We start from the raw sequence: 17,936 nt of genomic DNA on the forward strand, positions 1-17,936 counted from the left end.
CAACCAATTTCGCTCCAATACGCTGGCTTTGTGCGCTTGCAGGTTCGTGGACGACGCTCATCGCTTTCAACGGCGGTTTCCTATTCTGTTATCACTGTCGCGGCTTCTGTCAAATGCGATTTGTCCAGAACCCGACTGCTCTTCGAGGGTGCCATGTGGTTCATCCGAAAACAGCGAATGTAGCGGACAACCTCTCCTTCGGCGGGCAGCATGATCTTGTTCGCACTGCTTATACTGGTAATAGAACGATTCCCAGCTTTCAAAAAGCCACGCGACCAGCAGACAGAAAATATGTGGGCTGTAGGATGGCCCTGCGCTGAATACTCTATGGATGGCCACCTGGAGGTCTTCGCTACTTAAACTTAGCTCCACAGATGCCCGCATGTCCAAGATAGGGGCATAATAAGCGAGAAACAATCGCGCCACGTGTTCATGGAATTGCAAATTCAGTGGCCCCCCTGTGACGTGCAATCCTCCCAGTGCAGAAGAGAAAACGTCGCATATGGCCGAAGCGTTAGAGCAGTCGGGCACGATAGCCGCGATCACATTGCAAATTTGCGCTGCTTTTTTTAAGAGAGATCTAGCGCTCGCCGCAGGAATGTTTATGTCAAGCCTGCTCGAGGAAGAAGCGCCTTCCGTTGGTAGAGACCAGCGATGCAGCAAAGGCGGCGCAACCAGCAGGCAGTCATGCAATAAACAGATTTGTGCTACTGGTAGCATGTGTTCGGTATGCCAGTATCCGATGCCGAAATTTGCATTGTCGTGCTTCAGGCATAGCGGACAATAGCGCAACTTCGCAGTTATCCAGGTCGGCCAATAAAAGCCGCGGAGCATGGTTTGCCAATATTTCCATCCAGGTCGGCCGAATCCAGACAGAAAGGGTTCACGACGGGCAGGTTTTAAGAAAGAAATGAAGAAGGGAACAGAGGAATGGTCGAGCACCATAGATTTGCAGGTTCCCAGCATTCCTTGTGAAATTGCAGAAAGGTGATCAATGCCGGTCATGAATAGAGGATTGTTCCCTGCTCCCACGTGTCGGAAGAGTTGGAGTGCCGTGACAGTCGGGTCTTGATATGCCGCCAGGAGGTGATAGCGACATGCCAATGAATGAATCGTTTCGTTAGGAAGCCAACTGGGAAGAAGGGCGACCGAACAGTGTTCCTTTTTGGTTTGAGGTGGCACGGCGCCGATCTCCAAGAATTTTGGAATGTATCGCAGCCGGTTCCAATAGCCATCGCAAAGGCCAGGCCACCGACATGCGGATTCATCCAATGGCACTCGCCTCTAAATGTAGGACAGTACTATATGCTCGAAAAGCTGTCTGGCAGCAGGTTCGGCTTCATCCCTTTTATCCCGTCCGGAGCGACATTGGGGTCGGTGATTGTAGCGACAGGCCTAAGCAACACATACCGCAGTTACTCCCGAGCCGCGAAGGCCCTTCTGGGAATCAGTCCTCCCAATCCCTGCACCTATATGGGTACGAATGTTCGCGAGTTTGCGCTGGCGATAGGCAACGAGCCGTTTAAGGATCCAAGATCGATCTTGCAAAATTTTACGCTCTGGCCTTTTTATGCATACGTCTTACCGGAAACGATACGTGAGGCTTGGTCGATGGAGCCAAGCCCCGGGAAAGGCGCACGTTTAAGACATTACTTAAAAGCGAGATCCACACGTCCCCTCGCCAGACCGGCACCGCATCTTTGTCTAAGCTGCGTCGCAGCGGATATTAGAAAACTGGGCGTGGCGTATTGGCGCGTTTTTCATCAAATACCATGTATCGATCATTGTCCATATCACCGTGAAGCAACTCTTGATCACTGTAGCAGTTGTGGCGCATTCTTCTCCACGACATGGGTGCACCCCCTTCCGTCTCTGTTTTGTAACGCTTGTGGGGCAAGACTAGTCACCATTGACAAGTCAGAACGCGTACGGCCGTATTGGAATGTGCTGGCGATGCTCGCTGATCTATTTCGAGGGGGTTGGGAACTGCTTAGTCCTGAGTCGAGGTTGGAATGTTACAAGAAAAATTTTATGGGATTAGAAGGAATATGCGACGAGGAAAAGATCGCATATATCGCCGAATACCTTAAAGATACTTGGCAAGTCTTCTGTCTGAAAGAGTTGTGTGAGACAAGTGGGGCCATGGTTAGTATTGATTCCATCAACCGTGCGTTGTCCAGTGCCGATAGCGATTGTGACCCAATGCTACATCTGCTTCTTTTGGAAGCGTTCAGAAGCTCTAGGGGACGTCGCTGGGAAAGAACGACGACAGCGGTGCGGATCAGGACGATTAATGAAAGTGCCAGAAATTCAGTTGTAGACGGGGTCAAGATTCCAAGCTGTCTGGCGAAGGAGTTATTAGAAACCTTGCGGTTTTTTGGGGTGCCGGACGCGATTATCGATGAGTCAGAAAAACCGGGGCTATGGCGTAAGATAAAAGAGCAGTGTCATTTAAATAGATCAAAAATATTTGAATTTTCTCCTTTGCTTGAGCGTTTTCTGGGAAATAAGAAGCGTGAAATCCCATATTCGGAGGCCCGGCGCAATGCGAGACGGGAGATCAAGCGGGTAATGAACGGAGCAAGAACAATCTCCCGTTCGAAACTTTGGTCGAAGTGCAGATCTGCTATGAAGTGGGCGATCGAGAACGACAGAGAATGGTTTGACAGAGTGGCACCGCGGCAGCAGTCGGAGTTTGCGAATAAAGACTTTTTTCAGGTCCGGAACATGATGAGAGAAAAAATTGGACGTGCAGTCAACGGCAATCCCGGCTGGTCTCGTACGAAGCTCTGGTCGACACATAAACGCGAGCTTCTGTGGGCGAGCAAGCAAGATACAGAATGGCTTCGAAAGATAATGCCGGTTCGTGCCAAAGAGGAAGTTGCAGATAAACCCTATTCAGTAGTTCGTCGCGAGATGAGACATGAGATCAAGGATGCCGTAGATCGTGGCGTTGTACGATCCCGTACTGAACTATGGCGACAACGTCAAACAGCAATGAAGTGGGCAGCTGCGCATGACAAGGAATGGCTCGGAAAGATAGCGCCAGGCCGTCCCATGCCACGAGTACTCGCAGGTAAACCCTATCCGGTCGCCCGGCGCGTGGCGAGAGGTCAGATCAAGGATGCAGTGGACCGTGGTGTCGCGCGATCGCGTTCCGAACTCTGGCGACGGTATCAAACTTCCATGCAGTGGTTGATTACACATGACAAAGGGTGGCTTGATAAAACTGTACCGACGAAGCGAAGTTCAGGTAAGTAAAGTTCGGATAAACATAATCATTGCATAGACGACTGCATTTGCCATGTCTGCGATTGAACTGATCCGATGAAATATCGCTTCACTAAAGACGGTGACAATCATGTCGTCTTTCTGAAGTGCCCTGTTCAAGGAGTAGTTGAGGTCTGGCTGCATAATTGATTATTGAAGACTTTATCGCCATTGTTCCGAGACCTCGCTTATCCGGAAGAGACTTGAGCAGACGGTCAGAAGAGGCAGTGACGGATCATTTCATGGCTTAGCATTACTTAGTGCTTCTCTCAAAAAATCTGACTCCTTTTTCAGGGCTTCAAGGGTCTTTTTTCGGAGCGCCTTCTCGTCCGCTGTTTCAGGTATGTACGTCGGAGTCGTTCCCGACTCTGTTCGAGATTTAGCTTCATTCCGCTGGAACCTTGCTTGCTTAACTGGAGCCCGTGCAGTGGCAGGGGAAGGAACCTTCGCTGTCTGCGCCTCGCGTGGGGATTCGTCGCTCGGATCCAGGCGAGCCCAATGCTTTCTAAACAGATCCGCTGGTATGTCTTCGAACTGTGTCAGACCTGCATGGTTTCTGGCGACCAGAGCGTCAATCAGCGGGTGAAGGTGTTGCATCGCATAACTGTTGTACACCGCTTTAATGTCGTTTTCGGTGAACGGCCCGCGGCGAGATGAATGAAGCGCCTCTATCTGCATGGCCTGCCACAAGGTATCGAAGTAGTCAGGAACGGCGGCAGTGCATTCAAAAATTGCCTGACGAATTTGAGATGTATCGGGGAGTTCTCTGCCCGTTAGATTGAATGTCGCTTTTTGCCTCACATAGCATTCGTACCATCCGATATCGTCGCATGAATCTGCAGGCCATAACTCAAAATTACCACCTTTGTAGAGGCGCCTTACATCTTGTGTGAATCGGTCGAAGCCTACGAAACCGAGTGGATTTCCCACCAGAATGACGGGGATCCCAAAGTTGAGAAGCCTGAGAAAGAACAGCAGCATAAGCCCTCTTTGCTCTCCCGGCGCGAAATTCCTGTCCTGTATTTCTTCGATGACGAGCGCGCCGCACCGGTGAGTGTGGAGAATAATTGAGACGACAACCATTGCTTGCTCAACCGATCGGAATTTACCTGCGTAGGTTGCGTGGAAACGCGTGCCAATCGCCTCGTCAATGGCCGCCAGTATGTTCTCGAGAAAGCCCATACGGGATTTGCCGGCGCTCATGGGAACCACAAGATATACAATTTGTTTTAGTTCTGTCCATCCGGACTCTTCGTCGATCCCGTGCACCCTGCTTTTCGGATAAAGTCCCAATACTTGCTCATAAAGCGTCGTTTTTCCCATACCTGTTATCCCACTGATAACCAGCCCTTTGGCATTTGCGGAGAACCAGGGGATCTTGCGGAACTCCGTAGCCTGGAACGAGGCTACTTGGTAAAGTTTTTTCTGATTCTGGATCAGCGTTGGGTTCCTCGCGATGTAGCTGGATCGAATGACTTGCTGAATCGCACAAGCAATGTCGATTGCAGTTGGAGTTGACACAAAGAATTGTTCGAGAAGGGGCACCAGATCTGTACGTTGGTGCCGGGGGACCGCTTGCCATTTGATGAGGTCAAGTGGGTTGCGATGGAGACTTCGAGGAAATTCGTCCACCGAAATTGGTGCCCCAAGCGCTTCAAGCAAAGGATTGCGACCGAAAGCTGCGGCAAGCGCCTGCTGAGCGGAAAGACCTCTCTTTGTCATTTTTGTTTTCCCTCGGCGGGTCTTCTTGAAATGGGAAGCAAGAGGGGGTGGGCAGCACACAGAAAACGAGGGAAGACGTCCATCGTCAGTCGTCCTCTGCCTCCTTGCTACGCGCAGTGCCTTGCAGAAAACAGGGCGATATACTCACCTTCGTTTTGCCCACACCTGTCATCGGACTTATATCTATTGTTCTCAAGTCAGCGCTTCGGATCGCAGCCTTTATCTCATATATGACACGAAGCGTAGCGGGAAGTGCAATCGTTTCGTCGGAAAAAAGGTAGTGCATGGTCATTTTTTTATCTCCTTCATAAATTTTCTCAGGGATGCAAGGACGACCGGCCGAATCGTTCGAGGTTGCGGGTTGGTAGCCCGACCTGGATTCCGTGCCGGAATGTGTTGTTGGCCCGACGAGCCGGAGGTTGATTGATCGGCATTGTCGGCCGTTGTCGGTGGGTGCGGCGGGTCCCCATTTTCAGATAGAAGTCGCCTTTCTGCCGCCCGGTTTTTATTGATACTTTGACGGGAAGATGTGTTAGTTGTGCTTTTTTTCTTCGTATTACCACCTTTTCTGATCTCCTGTTTTTTGGCATTGACAGCAGCATCGTTTTCAGTGTCGCGAGCATTGATAAACTCGACTTTTGCCTGCTCACGCGGCGTTCTTCCGTGAAGCAATGCGACCATGTCAAAATTCCTGATTACTTGCAGGTCGTGGACCGTTGCGCGCTTCAATGTGAATTGGTCAGGGTCAACGTTCTCCAGGCGCTGAAGGCCATCTTTAGTTGCGATCCACGCGACGTTGATACAAGGTGCGTCCATTGTGACCGTCACACGCTTATGGTCACGTGCGGCTTTAGCAAGCATGCCAGACTCAATAAGGTAGTCGCTGACAAAGCGACAACCTGGAATGAATTCAATTTTTTCACCAGTATCTCGCCGATGCAGAAAGACACCGCGCCCGGTCATTGTGGCATCGTACGAGGGAAGCATATGGGCACGTATCATGTCTGCCGATACGGGCAATTCTGTCTTATAGCCGTGATCGACAAGCCAGTTGAAAATATCCATTCGTGAGGCATTGGCGTCGAGATCGTTGCGCATTTCCGCTGTCAGAAGGTGCGGAACTGGTTCTTGTGTGTTGTAGAAAAGGACTCGCCTGATGTGTTGGCGGACGTACTCAAAGTAGTTGAGCGCTGCTAGTGCCGCGGGAGGCTGCTCGCCGTATTGCGTCTGGCGACCATGTGTGGTTCCCGGGCATTGGTGATCTACCTGTGAATGGCGGACGTGATGATCCCCTTCGATCGGGCCTTTCGCCTCGCCCCTTCCGGCAGGGGCGTATTCTATGGAGCCATGCCAGCCTCGCACGTAAATGCGCTCTGATAATGCATTGCGCAATTCGCCATTGTCAGTGAACGTTTCGGCAAAGGGGACGGCGGGAAATTGTTTGTCGGTTACATCAGGAAATCCATAGCGTGCACACCACTCTCCTTTCGGCATCGCAGCGTGGGCGAGAGTCAGAAGTGCCAGGCGGGCTGATGGAGGATCGAAATCGCAGTGCAGCCCGCATATGGCCGTTGATTTGGCGTCCATCACTTCGAAACAGTTTGCAGGGCCAACGGGAACGACGCGGCTCAAAACAGACACGAGGTGCACATCGCCGCTTGAGGAATCCAGCCATCCGCGTTGGCCCACCCGTATAACGTCTTCATTAGCCATTCCAGGCATCGGCCGGCGGCCGGCAGACTCTTCCCAGCGACGGCGATAGTGCTGGCTGTCGAATTTCTTGCCCCAGTATTCGAACTGACGTAGCGTGGGCCGGCTCTCGGCCCTCGTCAGAATCGGTTGGGGAATTCCATTTTTGACCTCTATCCCAGCGCGATAGAAGACTGCCATCGTTTCCAGATAGGCCGCTCCAACAGTTCTTCCATAGCGGAAATTTTCCCAACCTACCTGCAGATTGGCAATGTCCTGCTGCGAAAGAGGAAGGCGCTCCAGCGGTCCAACAGTTCCCCGGACGGCTGCATCAGGTCGCCCCAGTTTGATAGTGTGCTGTTGATGGACTCCGTCGGGTGCGCCGCAGTGCAGGCGATTACCCCGAAGCGCATACTGGTTGCATCCGCTTGCCCAGAAACAGTGTACACAGTCATACAGCCACGTCTTCGAACACCTGACACACTTGCCTCCATATTTGTTTCCGAGGTCGATGAGTTCGGCCTGTCGTTGGGTGATCCAATGGTGAATATTTTGTGTCTGTATGGCCATGTCGACTGAGTTTTCAGTCACATACGGTTCGATCGCGTTCCAGGCGCGTTTTTGACGGAGTACCATCGCGCAGTCAGTTGAGGCGTCCCCCGAATATTTCTGATTGAGTTCTTCGTCCGACATGAGCCAGTGCGGCGGAATGACAAACTCGGACACCTCGATCAGACCTCTTGTGAGCCATTCGTCAACGATATCGGATCTGAAGCGAATTGGCCCCGAAGCGTAGGGGCGCGCTTTTTCGAAATTCACGGCGATCATCCACACCCATCCGTCGGACGGTGGCACGAGGACCCGCATGGTATCGTCAAAGCCGGCTTCGTCCGAGGTGGGCCGCAATATGGTGTCAAGATGGAGCGCGTTCATGTTCGGTCCGAAAAAAGGAGATCCTGGACCGCGCTTCTGAGCTGGTGCCCCCCCGGGACAATGGGTTCAGAGTGTCGAACCTGCGCCGACAGATCGATGTCGATCACCTGTGTCCAGGCCATGAAGTCGAATACTGGCCAGACCACGCATTCCGGAATGCGTTGTCGACTGGACACAACCTTTACCGCTTCAGAAATGGATTCACCCCTCTCGAGTGCTTCTTTCAGTGACTCAACAAGCGGGGTGACGTCGTGCTCTTTCTCGGTTTCTCTCACCACGTTTACCGAGAAGGAAAATGCTTTCAGATTTCTGAGCAGCGTTTTTCCGATCATTGCGGTATCGATGATGCGGTGAGCAAAGCCATTGGCCGCCGCGTATTGGAGACCAATTTCGAGGCTGGGCAAGTTGTCCCGGCGGGGCGGTGCTTTCAAGGTGCGTTGGATCGGGAAGCACGCAACCATGACGCAGCGAGGACAATGTGGATCGCCCACCGTAAGCATCAGGTCAGTGAGCGGGATAGACAGGCCGGCTGAGTCGAACAGGTCCTTGAAAGAGCAACCGGTGAGGCTGCCTAACGCTTCTGCGGACCCCACACAGCAAGGCCGGTCTTCAAAATTCATCGGCCAGTCGGAGAGCGGATGAGGGTGGGTAAAAGGCCAGAGCGGGTACTTTTCACGAACGTCACGCGCACCGGCCCATAACGCGAGCAGCCCCACGCTGCGCTGATGACGGTTTTCAAAATGTGATGAGCGTCGATATCCGGGCATGGTCGCAATAGCCTGGTTATTGCACATTGAAATATTGCGGCGGGTGTTCTGGCGGAACGGTATGTAGGCATCAAGATGGCCTTGGCCGCTGCCCTGCCTGATCAACCTGTCAAATGTATTCCATCTCATAAATTTCCCCCGCAGCGAGCAGCTGGCCGGAAGGTTCCTCCAAAGAGGCAGGACCGCAGTCGTGAGAAGGAAAGCCCTGTCCGTCGTATATGTCATACGAATTGGGCGAGCCGTCCGCGTCGCACCTGCCTGGGCGTAACGCGGTCGCGGACTGCCAATCTGGTCAAGCATTCTGCACACCTGATCTCGCAGAACACAATGAGCGGCGATCTCATCAAAATCTAGCAACCGACGTCGAAGATTTCAACCGGCGGGGCGCCTGGCAGCTTCCACCGCGGCGGCAACGGGGGTATCTCAAGGGGCGCATACTCGCCGCTCCTGGCGAAAACTCCCGTCGACAAATGTCCGTGCCTCGTCCCGTCGCGCACGGGCCATTTTCCCGCCGGGTCAGGGCGCTCTTCCCACATTGCAACAGACCTCCGGAGCTGTCAGGTGGTGCAGTCTGCCAGTTTTTTTGCCGCTTACTCGATTAACGTCTGGCATACACAGGAGCTCATCGGATATGAACACAATGCTGAGGACCTGGAAAACTTCCCTCCACAAACGCACGCGTCTGCGCCAGATCGGTCTTCGCATAGGCGGCTGTCGTCTGCACCGACGCGTGACCGAGCAGCGTCTGCGCGACCGGCAGAGGCACCGCGTGATCCACCACCAGTGCGCGCGCGTAGCCATGCCGTAGCCAGTGGGTCGATGCTGCGCGCAGCAGCGTGAGCGTCGCCAGATCTCCGGATGACACCTGCGCTTCGGCGGCCAGAAGCACGGCCTTGACCTCGTCGTACAGGCCGCTGTGACCCAGCGCGTCGCGCTTCTCACTGTGAATGAGGGGCACCCGTTCAAATGGTGACGGCCGCTCCGGCAGGGCCCGTGCAAGACGGTAGGCGCGCAGCGCCGGCATGCAGACGGACGGCAGTGGAATCGAGCGGCGCTTGCTGCCTTTTCCCAGCACGTGGAGTGTCCATTGAGACTGCGGATCAACCTCGAGCCTGGGCAGGCTCTCCGCTTCAGACCACACCAGTTCCGCCAGACGCACACCGGCGAAGCGGTACAGCGACCAGATCGCGCCACGACGCGCCCAGACCAGCGCCGACATCGTGTCCGGCGTGGTGCCGTTGACCACTGCGTCGCACAGTGCCAGCACGCTGGCCGGCATGACCCTGGACGGCGTCCAGCTGTCACGGGTGGCTGCGCCGCCGGACAGCTCGGCGGCGGGATTGGCGATCAGGTAGCCGGTCCGCAGCCAGTAGCGGAACAGGCTCGACACAACGGCGAGCGCCCGCGCACGGGTGGTGGCCTGCAGACCGGCCGGCGGGGTCCTGGTCGTACTCACGTTAGTGCCCGCGGCAGGCGTGGTGCGGCGGGTGCGTTCGAGGGCCGTCCGGTACGCGAGCAGGTTATCCCGGGTCAGGTCGGACAACGGTCCTAGTTGATGGCGGTCGCACCACAGGATCAGGCGCCTCAGTTCCGCCAGATAGGCGCGCAACGTGTGGGGCGAGCGGCTCGCGCGCTCGCGCAGGAAGAGGGCGACGGCCTGGGCGTCGTCCGCCACGCCCAGCGTATTGGTGACGGGCGACGCATTGGCAAAGCGGCCCGCGCGCGCCAGCCAGGCGCGGCCGGATGCGTCCGTTCCGGGCGCAAGCGCCGCCAGCCAGACGGCGGGAGCGGCCGCCGGGCTGGCGGTTTCCGGTATGGCGATGGCGGTCATGGGCGCGTCTGCGTTCACCGCCGGCATCGCTGGTTGTGTGGCCGGCTGGTCCGGGGCAAACCTGAAGCGCCGGTGCTGCTTCAGCAGACGCAGCAGCACTGTGGCGGGCGCCGGTGCGCGATCAGGGGCGACCACCCTGAGCCGTCCGCGCTCCCAGTACTCGATGGCCGCATCGTGATCGAGCAGCAGCGCGAACACCACAGGATGGTCACGTTTTGCGTCGGCGAGCGACGGACAACCGCGCTTGAGTAACGTGAGCGTCCAGCGCGTATAGACCGGGTGGCCGGTGGCATCGGCCATGTATGCAAGTGCGGCGTCGATACCGTCAGGCAGGCGCTGCGGGGGCGCCGTGGCGGTATCGACCCAGCCGGCGAAACCGGCTGACCTGTTCATTTGGAGCGCCGCCGGTTGCTTGCGCTAGGTGCCGGCGACCCGCTGGTTGCCTTCCTGTGCCGGGATGGCCCGGTGGTGCCGGCGCGACTGTCCGGGATCCGCAGCAGCGCACGCTGTTCCGCGACAAGCGTGGTGAGCGCTGCCGCCTCTGCGGCCGCCCGCAGGCGTCCGTCACGCTCGGCGGCCAGTTCTGTCAGCAGGCGATCGCGCAGCCCCTCGAGCGCTGCTGTCCGTTCCTGCGCCTGGGCGATCTGCGCCGTCAGCCGTTCGCGTTCGGCCTGCAGCGCGTGGCGCTGATGTTCAGTCTCCAGGAGTAGCTGCCTGGAGAGGCCTTCGTAACGGGCGTGAACAGCGGCAACCGCTGCCGCGTGGTCGGTGCGCGCACTTTCGATGGCGGCATTGGCGGATGCCAGCGTTGTGCGCAATTCCACAGAGGCCGTTTCCATGGCTTTCATCTGTTCCGACGCCGCCCGCCGGTCCGCCCGGGCGGTGGCCAGATCAGTATCGCGTTGCGAGATATGGTCACGCAGCGCAGCGAGTTCAACCCTCAGCAGTTCGACTCGCAGATCGGCGTCATGTCGGGCTGTCTCCGCCGCTTCCTTGGCCTGCGTCGCCTCATTTTTCAGTGCGACGACCTCGGTGAGCTGCACCGTCACGGCGGCCTGCCAGAGCGCTCGCATCTGCTCGGCAATCGGGTCGGGCAGGCCGGGAAGGGCGACGCCGGCCAGACCGGCACGGACCACCTCGGCCTCGATGTCGTTGAGTACGCGCGACAGGGTGGTGGGGTCGCCGGCGCCCAGGCGTGCGCGCAGTTTGCGCACTGACACGACCTTGCGGAAACGCGTGCCGGAGGGCGGGTCGGGGTCGCCGGCCTCGGCGAGCATCGCGAGCACGGCAGAACGGATGTCGTCACGGGTGACGGCGGCGGGGCGCGGCATGACGGATCTCCAGTGCGCCGGCCAGGGGTGCGGGCCCGGAGGGGCGGGCAGGGCACGTGGGCGCGACGCGGCAGCAAATTCCACTTTAGATTACGCACACGCCTGACGCCAGAAAACCGGTTTTCCGGCCGGGAACGGCGCCGCTTGCCGCGATAACTGCCCTTATCGCGGCAAACCGCCGCAAGGTGGGGAATCGCGAAATCCGCTGTCGGTCACAGACTTTCGGGGCACTGACCCAAGACGGAATGACGATTGTGACGACGCATTGTTTTCCGCAAGATAAACCTAATACTCGAGTCGAATAACTGATCGTTTCGAATTGGCTACTGATGTCCGGTACAGCAGGACGGGTGAGGACTTGCTTGCTGACGAAGTACTTCAGGAACCGGCCAATAGCAGCCATTCCAGGGATTAAAAAGCGGATACTCAACAACGAATTCGATCGGCACGCAGAGTAGTAGTGCGCAGCGAGGCGTAGGCCCACCGGCATGCCGCGCGGCGTGCTGCCGCTGCGTGTCCGTGTCGAACGGGCTGTTAGCCGGCATGTTTGGCTTCGGGCGCCTCGGGGAGGTCTTCCAAGTTCAACACTTGGTCCGGGGGGCGTTCGAATGGACCCCGACCGCAGGAGTAGGTGCCCTTTTCCAAGTTTGCGTGCTTCTGGACAGCCCGGGCGGTCATTCGATAGACCAAAAAGTCCCCAGAGACTCCCTTTTGCCGGAGTCGGCTGTTCGGCCCCAGCACCACGACTATATGGTCGTAGGAGGAAGGATTACCGAGATCAACGTTCGTGCGAGTACAAGAACCGTGGTACTTAACCTGTACCAAACCCTCTGGGTCGGTACCGTCGTGCCCCGGCTGGCGCCCACTTTCCGCCAGCTCTAGCTTGTAGAAGTGCTGGCAGATGTACTCACCGAGATCCCCTAAATATCGGTCCGATCGGATGACGCCCAGTTTGCGGAGTTTTTCAGCGGCGCTAAAAAACTCACGGACCGCAGTCCTGATTTCTGCTTTCAAGGACGCGCTCCGTGCTGGCTAATGTAGAAGTCGTCGGTGATTCGCAGCTTTTCGCGCAGAGTCCGATGGACCGCGGGGTGTTGAGTAAAAACAAAGTTGTATAGTGGCAAAAATAAAGTTGTATAGCGCCACGAGCCGCGTCATTTCATGCCGTACCACGCGCCGCGCCCACTTCCGTACGACTCCAGGTGCCCTCTTTCGACCAGATCACGGAAGTGTTGCTTCAAGGTGTTGCGACTGCTACCGGTGAGCCTCATAGCCTCGGCCATTGTGATTCGTCCATGCTCGCGGGCGAACTCAACGATTTGTAAAGACAACTCGGGCAGAGACGCCAGCACGATTCTTTCGCGTTCGACTTTCTTCTCAAGTCGTCGCACCTGTTCGGCAAGCGAGCGAAGGAAGAACATCAGCCACGGCTGCCAGTTCGGCTCATCGCTGCGAATTGTCCCCTGTGTCTGGCGCAAGGCCAGATAGTAGCCTTCCTTGTTCGCCTCGATCACGCTTTCCAGCGAGCTATACGGCACATAGGCGTATCCGGCCTGAAGCAGCAGCAAGGTCGTCAGCACGCGACTAAGCCGCCCATTCCCATCCTGGAATGGATGGATTTCTAAAAACACGACCACAAAAATAGCAACGATCAGCAACGGGTGCAGCTGCGCTTTTTCGCGCTCATCGCTAACCCACGACACGAGTTCGCTCATCAGGCGGGGCGTATTAAAGGGCGTAGCCGTTTCAAAAACGACGCCGATCTGCCTGCCGTTTTCGTCGAAAGCAGCAACGCTGTTGGAACTCGTCTTGTAGTTGCCCCGGTGCCATTCGTCCTTCTGGCTGTGCTGGAGAAGGACTTGATGAAGTTGCTTGATGTGATTCTCGTTGAACGGAATTTCGTGCCATGAACTGAACATCAAGTCCATGAGCTCGGCATATCCCGCCACTTCCTGTTCGTCTCTCGTTTCGAACTTCTGGATGGCCAAGTTCGACAGCAATCGTTCGACTTCGCGGTCAGATAGCTTGCTACCTTCGATGCGGGTTGATGAGCCGATGCTCTCGATGGTCGCTACCCGTCGCAGGGACGACAACCGGTCTGGCGCAAGCGTGCCCAAGGCACGCCAAGCGCCTTTGAATTCGTCGATCCGGGCAACCAGGCCCAAGACCTCCGGCGTGATTTGAAGGGTTTCGGTTCTGAACATGAACCAATGATACACCCATTTACACCCATTTATGGCAGGGCAAAACGGGCGTAAATGGGTGTGAGAATGGTGCTTAGCATCGTTCAGCTACCGGCGGCTCCGCGGGCGTCAAACCGGTCGGCTCGCGCTTCGTGCTCCGCAACTTCGAACAGCCGCCACGCAAATCGCACTCCGTTTTTCGACGGTTTTCCCTTAAAAATCAACGCAACCACTATACAACTCACTCCCACGGCGTCCGCCGCTCGACGGAAAAGCGCTTATGAATCAGCGGTAGCGCTATACAACTTTATTTTGTCTCATCACGGGGTTAGCAGTCGTGTGCACGTAGAGTTTCGCCATATTTTCCGTTGTGTTTAGTCCAGCTATCCCACGTCGACTTCGGCCCGACGCAACGTCCGCCATTCTCATTCGACGAGCGCGACACCCTCGTCAACATCGATAGCTACACGGTCGAAGGCAGAGTGACGACCAGGTCATGCCTCCCCGCTCAACTCGGCCACGCAAGCTGAGTAGATTCCACGCACAACAGGCGATCGATAGTCCAGTCTCCAGCCGTCGGTGAACAGTCTTGCCAGGTATTCCGGATCGCCGAAACCCGGCAGACCTGTCAGGTCGAGCGCGATCTTTTCTGAGAGAGTGCCAAGTTGCACCCGCTCTGACCAGTTGGCCTTCGCGCCGTTTCCGGCCAGCCAGATGCGGGTCGACTCGACGAGGTGGTCTGTGCGTAGCCAATCACCGCCGCGCGCCCTGGAGACAAGCTGCGCTGTTGCAAGATAGCAGAGCAGTTCGGCGCGTGCTTCCTCGTCCAATCCGGTAGATTCGATCATCAGTTGTACCGTATCCGGTCAGCATTGTGTTGTGCTGCCTTAGCTGAAACGTGAGGACCTGGCGAAGCGTCCCGAACCTCGCATAGTTGCTCGTAAGCGCCGTTTGTCTAGGTGACGTCCAGCATGTCGGCACAGACGATGATCGCACGTTGACAGCCGTCCTCAATAATCGCCGCATGAAGGCGAACTTCAGTGCATTTGTTCGCCTGGGTTTCGTTCACTGGAACCTCCGTGCAGGATTGGAGCTGCGACCGGGCTTTAAGCGTTCGTAGCCCTGCGAATTGTCGGCCCCAAGTAATTCCACGCATAGCGTCGCCGCGAATGTTTCTGATGGCGGGCTGGAGCGGGCGCAGGGCAATAATGCCGGTCGCCTCTCGCGGCAACCGTCATCGCCGATCTTGACTTCGTGGCGAAAAACACTAGCACTGAAGCTTACCGTCAGTCGAGCTTCCATGTCCCCCGCCCGGACGACTTCTACTCACCCGGCTGCGCCGCCCCGGGCCGCGCAGTACATTCGCATGTCCACCGATCACCAGGAATACTCTCCGTTCTTTCAGCGCGAAGCGATTGCCCGGTATGCAGCCACACACAACATACGGATCGTGCGGGACTACGAAGACGCGGGCATCAGCGGTCTCACATTGCGCGACCGGCCAGCACTGATCCAGCTGCTGCTCGATGTGGAAAATCCCGCTCGCAGGTTTTCCAGCGTTCTGGTGTACGACGTCAGCCGCTGGGGACGTTTCCAGGATGTCGATGAGAGTGCCTTCTATGAGTACACATGCCGCCGCGCTGGCGTGAACATTATTTATATCGCGGAGCCCTTTGAGAACGACGGCAGTCCACTCTCGTCGGTGTTGAAAGCGATGAAGCGAGCGATGGCCGGTGAATTCAGTCGGGAGATGTCGCGCAAGATATTCCTAGGCCACTGTCTGAACGTCCAGCGCGGATTTCACACTGCGGGGCCTGTGGGTTATGGTCTGCGCCGCGTGCTCGTCAACGCCCGCAGGGAGATCCGGCAACCACTTGGCCGCCATGAATACAAGAACGTGCAGACCGATCGTGTCATCGTTGTCCCGGATTCCTCGGGCGAAGCGGCCATCGTCCGTAAGATGTTCGAGTGGTATGCGACGCAGCCGGTCACGGCGACTGGCATAGCGCAACGCCTGAACGACTTTGGGATCGTCAACGGGGGCGGGCGCCCCTGGCAGGGTCAGCACATCATGCGAATCCTGTGCAACGAAAAGTACATCGGCACCAATGTGTACAGTCGCACGACGTCCAAACTCGATAGTCCCTGGCGACAGGTCCCCCATGACGAGTGGATAAGGGTACCGGGCGCGTTCGCCGCTGTGGTTGACAGGCGGCTCTTTGCAGCGGTTCAGGCCAGGCTCGCACATAGCCGGCGCGGACCGACGCGTGAAGAGATCATTGATGGCATGCGCAAGATCATAAGCCGGGCAGGCAAAATCAATCAGAAGTTACTGAGACACTACCGAAGCGGACCGTCGGCGGAGCAGGTGGCGCACGAGTTTGGCAGTCTCAACGAAGCGTATAAAGCCATCGGCTATGCGCCGAACCTCGATCCCGAGCGCTCCGAAAACCGATGTGTCGAACGTCGTATGGAACGACACGTCGCGGACAGTGTTTCTGCAATGCTGTGCGAACTCGGACACGACGTTCGATATGAAAAGCACACCGCCACGCTGTGCGTCGATGGCGCACTACGGATGCAACTGGTCGTGCGCCGTCCGTGGATGATCCAGGGGCATCTGCCGTACTGGACCGCACGTTGGCCGGACTGCTTCGCGATCGACTTTCTGGTTTATGGTCGTATCGAACGCACGGGCACAGAACTGCTTGATTTCCATATTCTGCCGCGCGGCAGTCTCCGTGCAGGCGAATACACCGTGGTGTTCCGTCATGGCCAGTCCCATTTTGAACCGTACCGACGTCTCGATCTGAAAGCACTCCTTGCGCTAGCGGACACTGTTTCGCTCGAAGTGCTGCCAGTAGTCTCCAGTTCGGCCGCGAGTTAGATGCCATGGCACGGGCGATTCCAGTCAGTTCGGATCTGGCTGTCCCGGCGGACGACCAGGGCCAGGCCTCGTTGCGCGACGACCGGTGTCCCGCGAACCGGAAATCAACGCCCGAAGCCAGGGCGCGAAAGGTTTTGATGCTCCAACGCGCGCGGCAGCAGACTCTTCTTAGACGGATGAAATCCGTCCGGGCGGAGATGGCCATTCTGGAAAGTGTGCTGCGGGAGCTATTGTCCGATCCCGCGTTTGTGGCGCTGCTAAGACGTCAGGGGTTCGTTACGATGCCACGACTGCTTCGAACTCGCCTGAGCGGAAGGAGTTCATGACCACCGCCCGTCCTGCCAGATTCGTCGCCCGGGCCATGGAAACCTCCACAGGGCAGGCAGGTCCCGCAGGCATCTGTCCGGAGGCACTCACACTGCTGGCTGGATACCGACTGCCGGACCGCACCTTGGCTGCGCTCAGGCGGATGGTCACATCGCGTCAGCTGACCGCAGCGCTGGTGATGGTTGGGGCGGACAACTGTTCGGGCGATCTTGCGCGCGCATTACTCGTGGCCACTCCTGCATCGCAACGCGCCGACGATCCGCGCGGCCGGCAGTCTGACTGCCATCGCGCAAGGCTGCTTTCCGGGATGGAAAAGGGTCTTACGCACATGCAGAAGACAATGCAGTCCCTGACGCCGGGCTATCACGATGACCTCTACTGTCTCGCCTTGACCGCGAGCTTCGTCAGGGGCTGGATGCGTGATGACGTCGTCACAGCGTGGCTACAGTCACACACTCCGGGCGCCGCCGCGACACTTGGGCACCTTGTATCAGCTTCGGAGACAGCGACTGCACCGAAGCGGCGGATGAAATTGCCGTATGCGCCTGCCACTCAGGCTGCGTATCGCAGGCGGCGCTGAACGGAATCCGACGTGCAGGCTTTGGAAAAATAGCTCGCTGCGGTGTGAACTACAGGTAGAGGTCCTTGCAAAGTGGGAGGCTTCACATATCTGAAGGCGGTTCGTTTCCACTTCAGCAGAAACGGGCCGCTCAAGTTAATCGGGCGAAGATTTTCGAACTACCGCAATCGGCCAGGAAGCGACATAGCTCGGTGTCGACGGTGCGCCTGCTGTTGCGCTGACAACCGACGTTCGCACAAATGTTGTTCAAGGTTCTTCCGTCCAGTCACGCCAGTGCATTGAGCGCTGCGGCCTATCGTGAGGGATTGACCGCTTAAGAGAGCCCGGAGAGCGTGAGCGAAATCTAGAACTGTCCGCTGCGCAGGATAAAGATGCTCCAATTTTGGATCAACGGCTTACGGGAGGTTACCCATCTC

Annotated in this window: 12 protein-coding genes and 1 pseudogene; 4 read left to right on the forward strand and 9 right to left on the reverse strand. The window is 56.9% G+C overall.

The genetic code is table 11. The features are described from left to right. Positions 1-66 precede the first annotated feature (66 nt). Positions 67-1,272: a TniQ family protein gene (locus tag PQQ86_RS24985; RefSeq protein WP_408273030.1), complete on the reverse strand. Its 1,206-nt coding sequence runs from the start codon at positions 1,270-1,272 to the stop codon at positions 67-69. A gap of 201 nt (positions 1,273-1,473) precedes the next feature. On the opposite strand from PQQ86_RS24985, the pseudogene PQQ86_RS24990 reads away from it, so the two are divergent. Both PQQ86_RS24990 and PQQ86_RS24995 read left to right on the forward strand, forming a co-directional pair. Beyond that, positions 1,474-1,788: pseudogene (locus PQQ86_RS24990) on the forward strand (hypothetical protein); the annotation flags it as partial. Between the two features lie 219 nt (positions 1,789-2,007). Further along, the gene (locus tag PQQ86_RS24995; protein ID WP_408279459.1) at positions 2,008-3,261 is read left to right on the forward strand and encodes a hypothetical protein; all 1,254 of its coding nucleotides are present in this window, start codon (positions 2,008-2,010) and stop codon (positions 3,259-3,261) included. 249 nt (positions 3,262-3,510) lie between these two features. On the opposite strand, the gene PQQ86_RS25000 is transcribed toward PQQ86_RS24995, so the two are convergent. The 8 genes from PQQ86_RS25000 to PQQ86_RS25035 form a co-directional block, all read right to left on the reverse strand. Next, on the reverse strand, positions 3,511-4,992 hold the full coding sequence (locus tag PQQ86_RS25000) for an ATP-binding protein (RefSeq protein WP_408273033.1): 1,482 nt from the start codon (positions 4,990-4,992) through the stop codon (positions 3,511-3,513). 288 nt (positions 4,993-5,280) lie between these two features. Further along, positions 5,281-7,614, reverse strand: a complete 2,334-nt coding sequence (locus PQQ86_RS25005; protein WP_408273036.1) for a TnsB C-terminal domain-containing protein — start codon at positions 7,612-7,614, stop codon at positions 5,281-5,283. Next, complete coding sequence (locus PQQ86_RS25010) at positions 7,611-8,510, reverse strand: PDDEXK family nuclease (RefSeq protein ID WP_408273038.1); 900 nt, start codon at positions 8,508-8,510, stop codon at positions 7,611-7,613. Before PQQ86_RS25010 ends, PQQ86_RS25005 begins: the two co-directional genes overlap by 4 nt. Before the next feature lie 493 nt (positions 8,511-9,003). After that, on the reverse strand, positions 9,004-10,605 hold the full coding sequence (locus tag PQQ86_RS25015) for a tyrosine-type recombinase/integrase (RefSeq protein ID WP_408273041.1): 1,602 nt from the start codon (positions 10,603-10,605) through the stop codon (positions 9,004-9,006). After that, a complete protein-coding gene (locus tag PQQ86_RS25020; RefSeq protein ID WP_408273043.1) occupies positions 10,602-11,543 on the reverse strand; it encodes a DNA-binding protein in 942 nt (313 codons plus the stop codon). The genes PQQ86_RS25015 and PQQ86_RS25020 overlap by 4 nt, the downstream gene beginning before the upstream one ends. Positions 11,544-12,077: 534 nt before the next feature. Then, positions 12,078-12,557, reverse strand: coding sequence for a hypothetical protein (locus PQQ86_RS25025; protein WP_408273045.1), 480 nt, complete (start codon positions 12,555-12,557; stop codon positions 12,078-12,080). 140 nt (positions 12,558-12,697) lie between these two features. Continuing rightward, complete coding sequence (locus PQQ86_RS25030) at positions 12,698-13,747, reverse strand: Fic family protein (RefSeq protein ID WP_095423858.1); 1,050 nt, start codon at positions 13,745-13,747, stop codon at positions 12,698-12,700. A 473-nt stretch (positions 13,748-14,220) separates the two neighbouring features. Further along, complete coding sequence (locus PQQ86_RS25035) at positions 14,221-14,574, reverse strand: hypothetical protein (RefSeq protein WP_408273049.1); 354 nt, start codon at positions 14,572-14,574, stop codon at positions 14,221-14,223. A gap of 281 nt (positions 14,575-14,855) precedes the next feature. On the opposite strand from PQQ86_RS25035, the gene PQQ86_RS25040 reads away from it, so the two are divergent. Both PQQ86_RS25040 and PQQ86_RS25045 read left to right on the forward strand, forming a co-directional pair. Then, positions 14,856-16,613 carry a recombinase family protein gene (locus PQQ86_RS25040; RefSeq protein ID WP_408273051.1) on the forward strand — a complete coding sequence of 586 codons (1,758 nt, stop codon included), beginning with the start codon at positions 14,856-14,858 and terminating at the stop codon, positions 16,611-16,613. Positions 16,614-16,935: 322 nt separating this feature from the next. Next, positions 16,936-17,520 carry a hypothetical protein gene (locus PQQ86_RS25045; protein WP_408273054.1) on the forward strand — a complete coding sequence of 195 codons (585 nt, stop codon included), beginning with the start codon at positions 16,936-16,938 and terminating at the stop codon, positions 17,518-17,520. Positions 17,521-17,936: the final 416 nt, after the last annotated feature.

It is taken from the genome of Paraburkholderia sediminicola (assembly GCF_046026675.1).
Lineage (GTDB): Bacteria > Pseudomonadota > Gammaproteobacteria > Burkholderiales > Burkholderiaceae > Paraburkholderia > Paraburkholderia sediminicola_F.

What these genes read in the sequence shown, in the direction of transcription:
- PQQ86_RS25000 (WP_408273033.1), bottom strand. Translation starts at nt 4,992, where the DNA reads ATGACAAAGAGAGGTCTTTCCGCTCAGCAGGCGCTTGCCGCAGCTTTC.
- PQQ86_RS25005 (WP_408273036.1), bottom strand. Translation starts at nt 7,614, where the DNA reads ATGAACGCGCTCCATCTTGACACCATATTGCGGCCCACCTCGGACGAA.
- PQQ86_RS25010 (WP_408273038.1), bottom strand. Translation starts at nt 8,510, where the DNA reads ATGAGATGGAATACATTTGACAGGTTGATCAGGCAGGGCAGCGGCCAA.
- PQQ86_RS25015 (WP_408273041.1), bottom strand. Translation starts at nt 10,605, where the DNA reads ATGAACAGGTCAGCCGGTTTCGCCGGCTGGGTCGATACCGCCACGGCG.
- PQQ86_RS25020 (WP_408273043.1), bottom strand. Translation starts at nt 11,543, where the DNA reads ATGCCGCGCCCCGCCGCCGTCACCCGTGACGACATCCGTTCTGCCGTG.
- PQQ86_RS25030 (WP_095423858.1), bottom strand. Translation starts at nt 13,747, where the DNA reads ATGTTCAGAACCGAAACCCTTCAAATCACGCCGGAGGTCTTGGGCCTG.
- PQQ86_RS25035 (WP_408273049.1), bottom strand. Translation starts at nt 14,574, where the DNA reads ATGATCGAATCTACCGGATTGGACGAGGAAGCACGCGCCGAACTGCTC.
- PQQ86_RS25045 (WP_408273054.1), top strand. Translation starts at nt 16,936, where the DNA reads ATGACCACCGCCCGTCCTGCCAGATTCGTCGCCCGGGCCATGGAAACC.